Source organism: Bacillus sp. P4_D3, from assembly GCF_056401855.1.
The window spans coordinates 1-14,483 of record NZ_JBFUIN010000024.1; the positions used below are offsets into that span (position 1 = coordinate 1).

Genomic DNA, 14,483 nt, shown 5'->3' on the forward strand with positions numbered 1-14,483 from the left:
CTTGTAACACTTCCGTTCCAAACACCTCTACAATTTTGTTATATGCTGGTTTTCCTCGTTCTACAACTTCTCGCGCAATAATATCTGCATCAATAACCGGTATACTCATTTCACGAAACATTTCTGATACCGTACTTTTTCCGCTTGCAATGCCTCCTGTTAATCCAATTATTACTGTCATAATAATCCTCCTCATAATATCAAAGGCGCGAAACTAATGTTCCACGCCCATACTTACATTTTCCAAATTCCAATAATAATGAGTAATACTCCAGGCAGGAATGTAAATTTTTGTAACCATTTCATATTCGATAAAACCGTACCAAGCTTCATTCCAATAAATAAAAATAAAGAACTCATAACCGCGACTAATATCGCCATCATCGCCGGTGCATAACCTAATAAAGATGCACCGATTCCAGCACCAAACGAATCTACAGAAAGAGCGATGCCGAGAAGTAGCGCTTCTCCTGCAGAAATAGTTCCTGATTTATCAAAATCGGCAACAGTCGGCTTCCGCAAAATTTGAATCACTAACCCTAGTGAAGCAATTTCTAGTTTCCAAACCTTCTCTTCTTGCTTCGGTTCTTCTTTTTTATCACTTCGAAAAAATTGGTATAATACCCAAATCCCGATTCCAATAAGAACAAACCCACCGATACGCGTTGCGATAACAGGTGAAAATATTTTCGCGATCATATGTCCAATTCCCATGGAAACGAGCATGACAGCCGCTGAACAGATTCCGATAATTATAATTGATTTTAGTGGAATTCTTACACTTCTTAATCCGTATGTTAGCCCCACACTACAGCTATCTAAGCTTAATGTAAAAGCTAATAAAATAAGAGACAAATAAAGATACATCGGTAAGCTCCTCCCTTATACATAGCTCTGCTCTATGTATATGACAAATGCCTATCCGATGTTATCCCTTTTCTATATTCTAGGCTGACAAATTGGGCAGTAATGCGTTCCCCTTCCGCCAACAACTGTTTTTTCTAATAGCGTACCGCAAGTCACACACGGTTCTCCCTTTTTTCCATATACATTTAGAAGTTCCTGGAACGAACCAATTTGTCCTTGCGAATTAATATACGTTCTAATTGTACTTCCGCCACGCTTAACCGCTTCACCCAGCGTTGTAACAGTCGCCTCATAAATTCTTTCTACTTCTTCTTCTGTTAAAGATGCAGCTTCTCGTTCTGGATGAATTTGCGAACGGAATAATACTTCATCTACATATATATTTCCAAGCCCTACTAAAAGACGCTGATCTAATAATACAACTTTTATTTTGCGATTTGTCTTTTGCAATCTCTCTTGCAAATACTTCGGTGTCAATTCAGCATCAAATGGCTCCGGTCCTAAGTCAGCAAGGGGCATTTGATTCAATTCTTCACCTTTCTTAAAGAGATGCATCGTACCAAACTTTCTCACATCTTTATAATGTAATTCAGTTCCATCTGTAAATAAGAAACGGACATGCGTATGTTTATCAATCGGCTCACCCTCTTGATGCAGTAAAAACTTACCTTCCATACGCAAATGTGAAACAATGACATAATTCGTTACATATAAAAGCAAAAACTTTCCTCTTCGCTTGATATTTTCAATTGTCTCGCCTCTTAGCATTCCTTTAAAGATTTCCGCATCATCTGGGCGTTTTACTATTTTAGGATAGGTAACGATGACATCTTCAATCGTTTTTCCCGTCACAAGATTTTCAAGCGTCCGTCTAACATTTTCAACCTCTGGTAATTCAGGCATTTCATCACTTCCTTATTTCGCGTCGTACCAAGTTGGACCGTAAGAATAATCAACTTTTAATGGAACTGCTAGTTCAATTGCATGCTCCATTACTTCAGGTACAAGCTTCTCTAATTTTTCCACTTCTTCTTTTGGCGCTTCAAAGATCAATTCATCGTGTACTTGCAGAAGTAAGCGAGCTTGTAGGCCTTCTTCTTCTAAGCGATCCGCCATAATAATCATAGCCTTTTTAATAATATCCGCCGCACTACCTTGAATTGGTGTATTCATTGCTGTACGCTCTGCAAAGCTACGTAAATTAAAGTTACGGCTCGTAATTTCTGGAATGTAACGACGGCGATTTAATAACGTTGAAACATATCCTTTTTGCTTCGCATCTTTTACAATGTCAGCCATATATTCTTGTACTCCAGGGAAACTTTCTAAATACCTTTCAATAAATTCCCCTGCCGCTTTTCTCGTGATTCCTAAGTTTTGTGAAAGGCCGTAATCACTAATACCGTATACAATGCCGAAGTTTACAGCTTTTGCTTGTCGTCTCATATTAGATGTCACTTCATCTTTTCCAACACCGAATACATCCATAGCTGTTTTCGTATGAATATCCATGTCATGTTGGAACGCTTCAACTAAACCTTCATCTTTTGCAATGTGAGCAAGCACACGAAGTTCAATTTGTGAATAATCGGCCGCGTACATAATCCATCCTTCTTCTGAAGGAATAAACGCCTGACGAATCTTCCTTCCCTCTTCTAAGCGAATCGGGATATTTTGCAAGTTTGGTTCCGTTGAACTTAGTCGTCCTGTTTGCGTTAACACTTGGTTAAAGCGAGTATGAATTTTAGATGAATCGTCATGTACAACTTTTAGTAACCCTTCAATATATGTAGAGTTTAGTTTCCCTAATTGACGGTAGTGTAAAATCTTCGGAATGATTGCATGATGATCCATAAGCTTGTCTAGTACATCAGCAGATGTAGAATAACCTGTTTTCGTCTTTTTAATAACAGGTAAATTTAAGTTTTCAAACAGAATAACCCCAAGTTGCTTCGGTGAATTAATATTAAATTCCGTTCCTGCAAGCTCATAAATCTCTTGTTCCATTTCCTTTAATCTACCCGCAAGCTCTTCTCCCATATTACGAAGACGATTCGTATCAACTGTAACACCTTTCACTTCCATGTCAGCTAATACACGAGCAAGAGGTAATTCTAACTCTGTAAATAGTTCATATTGCTCATTCTTTTCTAATTCTTTCTCGAATGTTTGCTTCACATCATATAATACATGCACTTTACGAGCGACATGCTCAGCTACTACCTCTTGCTCCGGAACAGCACGTTTCGCACCTTTCCCGTACACTTCTTCGTCAGATTTTACCGCATGTGTTTCTTTCATTTTCGCAACAGCACGGAAATCTTTATCGGTATCAGCTGGATCAAGTAAATAAGCGGCAATTAATAAATCAAAGTCAATCCCTTGAATATCTACACCTTTCCACTTTAGGGCAACGATAGCACGCTTCGCATCAAATGTATGTTTTCTCATTTCTCCATTTGCAAGCCACTCTTTAAAAGCATCCGATTTAAGAGCAACATCGGCCGGAATGAAGTAACAACCATTTTCATTTTGAATACCAAAACCTTGAATATCGGCTTTATGATAGTTATCTTCTTGCACTTCAACAATAAGCGCACTATCTTGCTGAAGCATTTCTTCTGTAACTTCTTCTACAATATCAAATGTAATATCATCTAATTCAGCTGGAGCCGTTTCCTCCGGCGTAACACCTAATTTATTTAAAAGGGATGTAAATCCTAAATTCTCGAACATCGGAATCAAATCGCTTGGTTCATACCCTTTATATGCCATATCATCTACATGCACAGTAATCGGTGCGTCTGTAATAATAGTCGCAAGTTCTTTACTCATAAGAGCTTGTTCTTTATTCGCTTCTAACTTTTCTTTTAATTTCTTTCCACTCACTTGATCTAAGTTTTCATATACTGCTTCTACCGTTTCAAATTGCGTTAATAATTTAATGGCTGTCTTCTCACCAACACCTGGTACACCTGGAATGTTATCTGATTGGTCTCCCATTAAACCTTTCATATCGATAATTTGCTTTGGTGATAAGCTATATTTCTCAAATAAAGCTTCTTTCGTATATTCATCTACTTCTGTAATCCCTTTGCGAGGAATACATACGAGTGTATTATCTGAAACAAGTTGCAGTAAGTCTTTATCTCCTGAAATAACTTTCACATGAAACCCTTGCTCACTCGCTTCTTTCGCTAAAGTCCCCATAATGTCATCCGCTTCATAATTTTCTAATTCATAGCGCGGAACATTGAATGCATCAAGCATCTCACGAATAAACGGGAATTGCTCTGATAGCTCAGGTGGCGTCTTTTGACGCCCTCCCTTATAATCACTATACGTTTTATGACGGAACGTTGTTTTCCCCGCATCAAACGCCACAAGCATGTGCGTCGGTTTTTCTTCCTCTAATATTCTCATTAACATCATCGTAAAACCATAAATTGCGTTCGTATGTATACCTTTGTCGTTATTTAAAAGCGGTAGTGCAAAGAAAGCACGATACGCGATATTATTACCATCTACTAATACGACTTTTTTTTCCAAACTACAAACCTCCCCATACAAATTTGAAACGATTTTCCCACAGAAAAAAAACCGTTCCTATCCTCTCTCTATATTAACATGACTAATAGAGAGAAGAAAAATAACGGTTTTTTTCTATCATATATAAACAGACTTACATTGGCATAAAAGGGAAGTGACGAGAATAGCATAACTACTCTCGTCCAAAATTACTCCTTGGATGAAGGGGTTTTCATATATTATATTAACAGAGCTTTATTAATATTTAATTAAGCCATTGTTAATATATTGTAAATATCCTTCATCCTATTTTTCAGTAGCTGATTTTGGTAAAACAACTGTAAATGTTGTACCTTCTCCAACCTCACTATCCACTGTAATCGTACCTTGATGTGCTTCAACTAAATGCTTTACAATTGATAAACCAAGACCCGTTCCACCCGTATTTCTACTTCTCGCTTTATCAACTCGATAAAAACGTTCAAATATACGAGGGATTTCTTCTTTACTAATACCAATTCCAGTATCCGACACTTTTATATACGCATTATATTTATCCTCTAATAATTCAACTGAAACAACGCCTCCAGCCGGCGTATATACGATTGCATTATTAATTAAATTAATAAAGATTTGTTTTAAGCGGCTCGGATCTCCAATAACGGAAACTCGTTTCAATACATTCACTTGTAAAGAGATTTCTTTTTCACCCGCTTTATTATCAAGCACCATGTGAATGTCTTCAAGAAGCCCCTTCATATCAACCGTACCCATATTTAATCTAAACCCTTGCTGCTCGATTTTTGACAAATCTAATAAATCTTCAATTAATCCTTGCATACGCTCACTTTCTTTTAAAATGATATGCAAGAAATGTTCGCAGAATTTTTTATTATCCATCGCTCCGTCCAAGAGTGTTTCTGAAAAACCTTTAATAGAAGTAATCGGTGTCTTCAATTCATGAGAAACATTCGCTAAAAAGTCTTTTCTCATTTGTTCTAATTTCTTTAACTCTGTAATGTCATGGAATACGAGAACAATCCCTTTCCACTCATGGTTTGTCCCAATAATTGGCGCTCCGTATACTTCGAAATGCTTGCGCTCAATACCTAGCGGCAATAACATTTGTTTACGCACTTTCACTTCTGTCATAAAAATTTCTTCCACAAGCTCAATAATTTCCGTATGGTGAAACGATTCATAATATAAACGGTCTAAATATTCTTCATCTGTTACGTGGAAAGTCTCCTTATAAGAACGGTTTACAAGGTTTATATAACCACGGCTATCAATTAAAATCATTCCGCTTCCCATATTTTCAATTAATGTGTGCAAACGATCTTGTTGCATTTCTTGTTCGAGTGTCATCTCTTGTAAATTACGAGCTAAAATATTAATTGCTTTACTCAGCATTCCTGTTTCATCCGAATGACTTTCATATGCACGCGCTTTATAATTACCCTTCGCTAATTCAATCGCAACTTTCGTAACTGATTCAATCGGCCTAATATATTGTCCTGTAATTTTGACACCTAGGAATACAACTACGAGACAAGCAATGACAAATCCGATAATTAATAATCCCCACGTTTTTTGGTGAACGTCCCTCAAAGTATCAATTGTACTTTTCACCAAAATGTATCCTTGTTTCCCTTCTACATCCTGGACGAACACAGCATGATAAAATTCATTCTTTTGATCTGTTTCTTTCGTAATGACTTTATTTTTTTGTTTTCCTGCTTCAGAAGAAAGTTCTTTAATCATCTCTTGACTAAATGCAGATTGTTTCCCTCCGCTATATTGAACTTTCTTTTTTTCATCCACAAATATAATAGAAGCTGGTATTTGTTCTTCTAACTTTTCAAATACATACGGCTTTTTTAAAACAGAATCAAACCCTTGCTCCTCTGCTAATACAGCAACATACCTTGTCTCTTTTACCATTCTTTCTTTAGCATGATCTATATAGTAATTTTCAAATACGGTTTCTAATAATACACCTAGTCCAACTAAAATAAAAACGATAAGAGAAACAAAAGTAAAAAGAAGCCTGGAACGAAATTTATTCATCCCCTTTTGGCTCCTCTAATTTATAACCTAAACCACGTATCGTTTTAATGTACGTCGGTTTTTTCGTATTTTGTTCAATTTTATCGCGCAAATGGCTAATATGGACATCAACAATTCTTGTATCACCGGCAAAATCATAATTCCATACAGCACTCAATAATTGGTCACGAGTTAATACACGACTTTTATTTTTTGCAAGATAAACAAGTAACTCAAATTCTTTCGGTGTTAGTTCCAGTTTCCTACCTTGGAAGTACGCTTCATAAAACTCCGGTAAAATTTTAAGCTCTGCAATTATGATACTATCTTCATCTGGCGTTTCCGAAACTTTTTCTTCTTGCTGTAATTTCGTGCGGCGCAAAATCGCTTTCACACGAGCAACAACTTCCCTTGGGCTAAACGGCTTCGTCATATAATCATCAGCCCCAAGCTCAAGACCTAGCACCTTATCAAATTCATCATCTTTTGCTGTTAGCATTAAAATCGGCGTCATAACACGCTGCAATCGTAATTCTTTACAAACTTCCATACCATCCATTTTTGGAAGCATTAAATCTAATATAATTAAATCTGGGCGTTCTGTTGTCGCTTTTTGAAGCGCCATTTCTCCATCCATCGCTGTTATAACTTCAAACCCAGCTTGTTGTAAATTAAATTCAATTAAAGTTAAGATAAATTCCTCATCATCAACTACTAAAATACGATTGTTCATTCTTTTCCTCCAAGTTATAGACTTGAAACCTTCTTCATCCTAGTATTTTCCCCGTTATTCTCATCATACTAGAAAACAAGGTCTCCCTCAATATAATTGTCTATTCATGGAGCTCGTTTGTGTAAAATTGAGAAAATAGAAGTAATTACGACTCACCTTCAGCTACACAGGATTTTTCCAAACTTTATAGATCGCTCTCTCTTTTTTAAAGCTCACTTCCGTATGAACTATACAATCTCGATTTTGCGCTAGGAAAAACGAAAGAGCATACGCTATTTTATAATCTGGTGTTTCATATCCATCAAATACTTTCCCGTACATTTCATTCGCGATTGAATCGGCCCATACTTCAGCTTCTCTTATCGTTTCAAAAATAATGTCTTCCCTTTCCCATTTCAAAGTTATATCACCCTTTCCAAACAAAAAGTAGCGCTAGCATACCCTTAATAAGAATATGACTAGCGCTACTTTTATATCATTCTAACTTTCATTTTTTAAAAATTATCTAATGCTTTTTCCATAATGGAAACAGATTTAAAAGGTGGTGTTACTGTTAATGAACCTTTTACAACAGTTTCTCCTTTTTCATCATGAGCAAATACAAGCATATCAATTGTATGTTCCTCCTCTGAAACAGCCACAACTTCAAAGTGGATTTGTAACGTTTCATAATGGTGAACATGTTTCACGAACGTAAGGTCCTTCCTAGTAATATGACTACCTGGACCTGGTAAATATTTCGTAACCGCCGTTGTAATCAGCCCCGTTAGCATAATGCTTGGGACAATCGGCTTTTCATACGGAGTTTGGGATGCGTAATCATGCTGAATATATAATGGATTGGCATCATTCGTTAACCCTAAATACAATAACAAATCTTTATCCTCAATTTTTTCAGTGATAGATAATTTCTCTCCTACTGTAATTTCATCCATTTTACGACCAATTTGAACTTTTTTCTTTAACATGTTACAACCCCCTCCGATTTTTTCACCTTATTATCCTACTAAAAGCGATACCTTATCCGAAATTTACTATGATGAGGGCAATGTATAGTATAAGTCTATAGTTTCATTATAGGATACACCTAATGATAGCGTTTTCATATTATTTCAAAAAAACATTTCAATATATAGTAGAAAAAGATTCGGGGCCCCGAATCTTTTTCCGCTTATATTTAATTATTAAACAAGAACTTTCATAACGTTACGTACAGATTCGACAGAGCGATCTAACGCTTCTTTTTCATCTGCAAGAAGTTCTAATTCAATAATTTTTTCAATTCCGTTACCACCTAGAATTACTGGTACCCCTAAGTAAATGTCACTATAACCATACTCACCTTCAAGGTATGCAATAGCAGGTAATACACGGCGTTGATCTTTCAAGATTGCTTCTGTCATTTCAACTAAAGAAGCTGCTGGCGCGTAATATGCACTACCGTTTCCTAATAAACCTACAATCTCGCCGCCACCTTTACGTGTACGTTCTACAATTGCCTCTAAACGCTCTTTTGGAATTAATGTTTCTAACGGAATGCCACCTGCATAGGAATAGCGTACAAGAGGTACCATATCGTCACCATGTCCACCAAGAACAAATCCTGTAATGTCTTTCACAGAAAGGTTTAACTCTTGTGAAATAAATGTACGGAAACGAGCTGTATCTAATACGCCCGATTGACCGATAACACGCTCTTTCGGGAATCCTGCTTCTTTAAATACAGAATATGTCATTGCATCAACTGGATTTGTTAATACAACAATAATCGCATTTGGTGAATGTTTTGCAATGTCGCGCGTAATACTTTTCATAATTTTAGAGTTTGTTGCTACTAAGTCATCACGGCTCATACCAGGCTTACGCGCAATACCTGCTGTAATAACGACAACGTCAGAATCAGCAGTATCTGCGTAATCAGATGTACCAATAATGTTAGCATCAAAACCTTGTACTGGGCTCGCTTCTAACATATCTAACGCTTTCCCTTTTGTTGGATTTTCCAGCTGTGGAATGTCCACTAATACAACATCTGCAAGTTCTTTTTGTGCTAATAAGAATGCTGTTGTTGCTCCTGTAAATCCTGCACCGATGACTGAAACTTTCTTGCGTTTGATTGTCATAATTTACCCCCCGCTTTAATTATGCGTTTTTGATTATCGCTACATCCATGTTTTTAATAAGTTCATTAGCGAACTCAGAACATTTCACTTCTGTTGCACCTTCCATTAAGCGTGCGAAATCATAAGTTACTACTTTTGATTCAATTGTTTTCTCAACTGAATCAGTTACTAAATTCGCAGCTTCGTTCCATCCTAAGTGCTCTAATAATAATACACCAGAAAGAAGAACAGAAGATGGATTTACTTTATCTAAACCTGCATATTTTGGAGCTGTACCATGTGTAGCTTCAAAGATAGCATGTCCAGTCACATAGTTAATGTTTGCACCAGGTGCAATACCAATTCCACCTACTTGTGCAGCAAGTGCATCCGAGATGTAGTCTCCGTTTAAGTTCATTGTTGCAACAACATCGAACTCACGTGGACGAGTTAAAATTTGTTGTAAGAAGATGTCTGCAATAGAATCTTTTACGATGATTTTCCCAGCCACTTCTGCGTCTGCCATCGCTTTATTCGCTGCATCTTTTCCATCTTTTTCAACAATGCGATCATATTCAGCCCAAGTAAATACTTTGTCGCCGAATTCTTGTTCAGCTACTTCGTAACCCCAGTTTTTGAAAGCACCTTCTGTAAATTTCATAATGTTTCCTTTATGAACTAATGTAACAGAAGAGCGTTTTTCATTAATTGCATATTGAATTGCAGCGCGAACAAGACGCTTTGTCCCTTCCTCTGAAATTGGTTTAATACCAATCCCTGATGTTTCTGGGAAGCGGATTTTATTAACACCCATTGCTTCTTTTAAGAAAGCAAGAACTTTTTCTGCTTCTGGAGAACCTTGTGCATATTCAATTCCAGCGTAAATATCTTCTGTATTTTCACGGAAAATAACCATATCAGTATCTTCCGGACGTTTTACAGGTGAAGGAACACCTTCAAAGTAACGAACTGGACGTAGACATACATATAAATCTAATTCTTGACGAAGCGCAACGTTTAGAGAACGAATACCACCACCAACTGGAGTTGTAAGTGGACCTTTAATTGCGATTAAATATTCACGAATTAAATTTAAAGTCTCTTCTGGTAACCACTCGCCTGTTTGGTTGAATGCTTTTTCCCCTGCAAGCACTTCTTTCCAAACGATTTTCTTCTCACCATCATAAGCTTTTTCAACTGCTGCTTCTATTACGCGAGATGCTGCAGCCCAAATATCAGGACCAATTCCATCTCCTTCGATAAATGGAATAATCGGATTGTTTGGTACATTCATAACACCATTAGTTACAGTAATTTTTTCACCTGTTGTCAATGTGATAACCCCCATGTTTGAAATTTCATATGTATGAAACTGAGGGAATAACCCCTCAGTTCAAACCGTTAGTCAAATTTAAATATTCTAATCATTACATCTTCCCAAAAAAATCAGACTTTTGAAAGCGTATTTTCACTATCAAAATAGTGTTTTTCGCTTATCGTTGCGCTAGCGGAACGTACACTTGATGTGTCGGTCCATCATAATCAGCACGCGGACGGATTAAACGGTTGTTTTCATATTGTTCTAGAATATGAGCTAACCAGCCTGACATACGGCTAATTGCAAAGATAGGTGTAAATAAGTCATGGTCAATTCCTAAACAATGGTATACAGAAGCTGAATAGAAATCAACATTTGGTGGAAGACCTTTTTCTTTTGTTACAATGTCTTCAATTTTGATAGACATATTATACCATTTGTCTTCTCCTAAAAGCACGCATAATCTCTTAGACATTTCGCGTAAGTGTTTCGCGCGTGGATCACCATGCTCATATACGCGATGACCAAATCCCATAATTTTCACTTTATTTTGAAGAGCATTATGAATATATGATTCTACATTTTCTTCTTCGCCAATTTCAGTTAACATCTTCATTACATTTTCATTTGCCCCGCCGTGAAGAGGACCTTTTAATGCACCGATTGCTGCTGTAATACCAGAATACACATCTGAAAGTGTAGCTACGCAAACACGTGCAGTAAATGTAGAAGCGTTTAACTCATGATCGGCATGAAGTACAAGTGCCTTATCAAAAGCCTCAATTTCAACTTCATTTGGCTCACGATCATTTAACATGTACAAGAAGTTTGCAGCTAATGATAGATCTTTTCTTGGCTCAACAACATCTAAACCTTTGCGAATTCTTGCATAAGCCGCAATTAAAGTTCCGACTTGAGCCTGTAATTTAACCGCTTTCAAATAATTAGACTTTCCATCCATTATTTCAGCGCTCTCATCATATAATGATAGCATGGAAATCGCAGTTCGTAAAACCGACATCGGGTGCGCGATTTTTAAATCTACTTGTTTCAAATATGTTAAAATCTCACCTGGAACTTTATAGTATTCTGATACAGTCTCTTTAAATTCCGCTAGTTCTTGTTCGTTAGGAAGCTTGCGGTGCCATAATAAGTACACTACTTCTTCAAACGTAGCATTCTCAGCTAAATCATCAATATTATACCCAACATAAGTTAATGTATCATCAATAATAGAGCTCACAGATGATGTTGTTGCTACTACCCCTTCTAAACCTCGAATAACAGTCATGACATTCTCTCCTTTTCCTGAAAATTCTCCCAACCTTGCTCCTTATATCTATTTGCTCCCCTTATAAATTATGAACGCCCGTTCACTCTTTAGGCAAGCAAAATGCACGATCATGCAAATTTGTTGCGATGTTCCCCTCTTATTATCCATTGCCTACATGGAAAGCATGAGCGTGAATGTCTCCCCGAATCCTCACGCTCAGAACAACAAGTTAGTGAGGAAAATAAATTCCGAAGAGTTTTATGATAAAAACAACATAAAACAATATCATTATAAAATTGTTTTATGTTGTTTTTATTTTATCTGGTGTAAAGTCTCTGCTGTTATGTAACTTTTCAAAGTTTCTAATTCTATTATAAACAATTATCTGACTTTTGTGAACAGGAAGAATTCAAAATTTTTATATTACTATAAAATTCCTTATTTAAACATCTGTATAATACTCATAACTGCATAGGCAATTCCAGCCCCAATTAATGGACCTACAGCAACTCCATTAAATAAAGCTACAGCTATAATTGTCCCAAAAACAAGTGCGGTTGTAATATGAGGATCAGTCGTTAATAATTGCACCCCACCTTTCGCCAATAAAGCAACCGCTACTCCTGAAGCTAAAGCAATCCATGCATAGTATGATTTCGCCGCTTCTCCAAGCTGTTTAAACCCTATTTCCCCCGTCGCAATTGGGACAAGCACCGCAATTGTAATAACCGTCACACCGAGGTTAATTCCTTTCGTTTGTAAATAAGGAAAGACTTTATCGCCTAAAAACGTAAACTTCAATAAAAATAACACTCCAACAGCTACAGTAAGCGATTGGTTTTTAGCAATAAGTCCTATAATAAGTAGTATGAATAAAAATAACGTTGACTGACTAATCATGATTGCACTTCCTTTCTGAAAATAATGAACTTGTTTCCAAACAAAAATACCCTTAAACCTATCGTTATACATGCTATACCGATGCATATTTGACAATTATATAAAGAAAAAAATTGATTTTCATATACATTCCAAAATTACAAACAAGACTTTAACCAGAAAAAAATAAAGCATGCATATACATTTAAAAGCGGATGTCTCTCCTTTCTTTTATAATAAGAAACAGGTAAAATAAAAAAGAGAGAAAATGAAGTTTTTACCATATAGTAGAAGCGTCACCAACAAGCTTCTGTAGTCATTAATCCGCTGCAAAAGCAGGCTAAATCCATCATTCCACTATAACATAAAGTGCAACTTTGATCAGTGAATCTCACTAGTTATAAGTTGAACGAATTAGGATAATCCAAATTGGAATGGGAGGTATACATCTTTGAACCGAAACTTACTATATATGATATTACGACTCATATTTGTCATTGCAGCAACGGTAGTTGGGTTCTATGCATTGCTGCACATGTCAGGCCTGATCTACCCTTTTATTATCGCTTTTGCATTCGCTTATTTGATTAATCCTGTCGTCAATTTCCTTAATCAAAAACTACAATTCCCTCGCGCATTAGCGGTACTCGTTAGCTTAATTCTCGTATTCGGAGCTATCGTCGGACTCGTTACATACCTTGTAACTGAAGCAATATCTGCCACAACATACTTACTACAAATTGTCACAGTGAAGTTTCCAGATATCGTTGCATTCGCCCAAGAATTTGCACTTAATCATATTATGCCTCTCTATGATGATTTAATTTCTAAATTTAATCATCTTGGAGAACCACAGCGATACACTATTACACAAAACATTCAAAACTTAGGCACCGGAGCAACGACACAAATGAAAGAACTTTTAACCGCCATTATAAGCGGATTAACAAATTTCATTAGTGCATTACCAACAACTTTAACTGTCCTTGTATTCGTCTTATTAGCCACCTTCTTCATTAGTTACGATTGGCACCGTCTTGCTCATAAAGTAAGAAAACTTCTACCTAATCGTGTACACGGATACGGAAAAACTATTTTTGTCGATTTAAGAAAAGCTTTGTTTGGTTTTGTTAAAGCGCAACTTACACTCGTATCTATGACAACTATCATTGTACTAATCGGCCTTTTAATATTACGCGTGCCATACGCAATTACTATCGCGATTATTACAGGGGTTGTAGATTTACTCCCGTATTTAGGAACTGGAGCCGTCTTCGTTCCTTGGGTTATATACGTATTTTTCACAGGTGATACTGCATTCGCCATCGGTCTTCTCATCCTATACATCGTCGTGATTGTCCAAAGACAAATCATGGAGCCAAAAGTACTTTCATCTAATATTGGACTCGATCCATTAGCGACACTCATCGCTCTATTTGTCGGCTTTAAGCTCTTTGGTTTTTTAGGATTAATCATCGGTCCAGTCATATTAGTACTACTTAATACATTACACAAAGCTCATGTATTCCACGATTTATGGAAATTCATTAAAGGCTCACCATCAAAATAATGTTTTCTAACTCATACACAACAAAAAATCAACTGTAATCAGTGGGAAATTCCCACTGATTATTCACTGTACTTTTTGCACTACTACATTTAAAAGGGGATTTCCTAAAAAAGGATAATTCTCTTATTTTTTTGCATAAAAACGCATATTTCAGGCCGGGAATA

Annotated in this window: 13 protein-coding genes; 1 reads left to right on the forward strand and 12 read right to left on the reverse strand. The window is 36.5% G+C overall.

Features of this window, described 5'->3' with window-relative positions:
* The 12 genes from coaE to AC1DTM_RS06510 form a co-directional block, all read right to left on the reverse strand.
* Positions 1-181, reverse strand: a 181-nt coding sequence (gene coaE / locus AC1DTM_RS06455) for a dephospho-CoA kinase (protein ID WP_477000105.1), incomplete at its 3' end; no start/stop codon positions are given.
* 53 nt (positions 182-234) lie between these two features.
* Positions 235-867, reverse strand: a complete 633-nt coding sequence (ytaF, locus tag AC1DTM_RS06460; RefSeq protein ID WP_016106322.1) for a sporulation membrane protein YtaF — start codon at positions 865-867, stop codon at positions 235-237.
* A gap of 72 nt (positions 868-939) precedes the next feature.
* Positions 940-1,770, reverse strand: coding sequence for a DNA-formamidopyrimidine glycosylase (mutM, locus tag AC1DTM_RS06465; protein WP_016106323.1), 831 nt, complete (start codon positions 1,768-1,770; stop codon positions 940-942).
* Positions 1,771-1,782: 12 nt separating this feature from the next.
* Positions 1,783-4,416 carry a DNA polymerase I gene (polA, locus tag AC1DTM_RS06470; RefSeq protein WP_016106324.1) on the reverse strand — a complete coding sequence of 878 codons (2,634 nt, stop codon included), beginning with the start codon at positions 4,414-4,416 and terminating at the stop codon, positions 1,783-1,785.
* 285 nt (positions 4,417-4,701) lie between these two features.
* Positions 4,702-6,465: a sensory box histidine kinase PhoR gene (phoR, locus tag AC1DTM_RS06475; protein WP_002112194.1), complete on the reverse strand. Its 1,764-nt coding sequence runs from the start codon at positions 6,463-6,465 to the stop codon at positions 4,702-4,704.
* Entirely contained in the window at positions 6,458-7,177 is a 720-nt protein-coding gene (gene phoP, locus AC1DTM_RS06480; protein ID WP_002112195.1) for a two-component system response regulator PhoP, read from the reverse strand. The genes phoR and phoP overlap by 8 nt, the downstream gene beginning before the upstream one ends.
* Before the next feature lie 162 nt (positions 7,178-7,339).
* Complete coding sequence (locus AC1DTM_RS06485; protein ID WP_002112196.1) at positions 7,340-7,576, reverse strand: hypothetical protein; 237 nt, start codon at positions 7,574-7,576, stop codon at positions 7,340-7,342.
* Between the two features lie 95 nt (positions 7,577-7,671).
* Positions 7,672-8,145: a MaoC family dehydratase gene (locus AC1DTM_RS06490; protein WP_016106325.1), complete on the reverse strand. Its 474-nt coding sequence runs from the start codon at positions 8,143-8,145 to the stop codon at positions 7,672-7,674.
* A 216-nt stretch (positions 8,146-8,361) separates the two neighbouring features.
* A complete protein-coding gene (mdh, locus tag AC1DTM_RS06495; protein ID WP_002160261.1) occupies positions 8,362-9,300 on the reverse strand; it encodes a malate dehydrogenase in 939 nt (312 codons plus the stop codon).
* Between the two features lie 19 nt (positions 9,301-9,319).
* Positions 9,320-10,612: an NADP-dependent isocitrate dehydrogenase gene (icd, locus tag AC1DTM_RS06500; protein WP_002088934.1), complete on the reverse strand. Its 1,293-nt coding sequence runs from the start codon at positions 10,610-10,612 to the stop codon at positions 9,320-9,322.
* Between the two features lie 160 nt (positions 10,613-10,772).
* Positions 10,773-11,921 (reverse strand): citrate synthase, encoded by a 1,149-nt coding sequence (citZ, locus tag AC1DTM_RS06505; RefSeq protein ID WP_002145429.1) that lies wholly within the window; start codon positions 11,919-11,921, stop codon positions 10,773-10,775.
* Between the two features lie 387 nt (positions 11,922-12,308).
* Complete coding sequence (locus tag AC1DTM_RS06510) at positions 12,309-12,770, reverse strand: DUF441 domain-containing protein (protein WP_002112200.1); 462 nt, start codon at positions 12,768-12,770, stop codon at positions 12,309-12,311.
* A 430-nt stretch (positions 12,771-13,200) separates the two neighbouring features.
* Between AC1DTM_RS06510 and ytvI the strand changes: the two genes are divergently transcribed.
* Positions 13,201-14,319 (forward strand): sporulation integral membrane protein YtvI, encoded by a 1,119-nt coding sequence (ytvI, locus tag AC1DTM_RS06515; RefSeq protein WP_002160259.1) that lies wholly within the window; start codon positions 13,201-13,203, stop codon positions 14,317-14,319.
* Positions 14,320-14,483 lie beyond the last annotated feature (164 nt).

Excerpts from the sequence above, each read along its gene's own strand:
- ytaF (WP_016106322.1), bottom strand. The coding sequence starts at position 867 with ATGTATCTTTATTTGTCTCTTATTTTATTAGCTTTTACATTAAGCTTA.
- mutM (WP_016106323.1), bottom strand. The coding sequence starts at position 1,770 with ATGCCTGAATTACCAGAGGTTGAAAATGTTAGACGGACGCTTGAAAAT.
- phoR (WP_002112194.1), bottom strand. The coding sequence starts at position 6,465 with ATGAATAAATTTCGTTCCAGGCTTCTTTTTACTTTTGTTTCTCTTATC.
- phoP (WP_002112195.1), bottom strand. The coding sequence starts at position 7,177 with ATGAACAATCGTATTTTAGTAGTTGATGATGAGGAATTTATCTTAACT.
- AC1DTM_RS06490 (WP_016106325.1), bottom strand. The coding sequence starts at position 8,145 with ATGTTAAAGAAAAAAGTTCAAATTGGTCGTAAAATGGATGAAATTACA.
- mdh (WP_002160261.1), bottom strand. The coding sequence starts at position 9,300 with ATGACAATCAAACGCAAGAAAGTTTCAGTCATCGGTGCAGGATTTACA.
- AC1DTM_RS06510 (WP_002112200.1), bottom strand. The coding sequence starts at position 12,770 with ATGATTAGTCAGTCAACGTTATTTTTATTCATACTACTTATTATAGGA.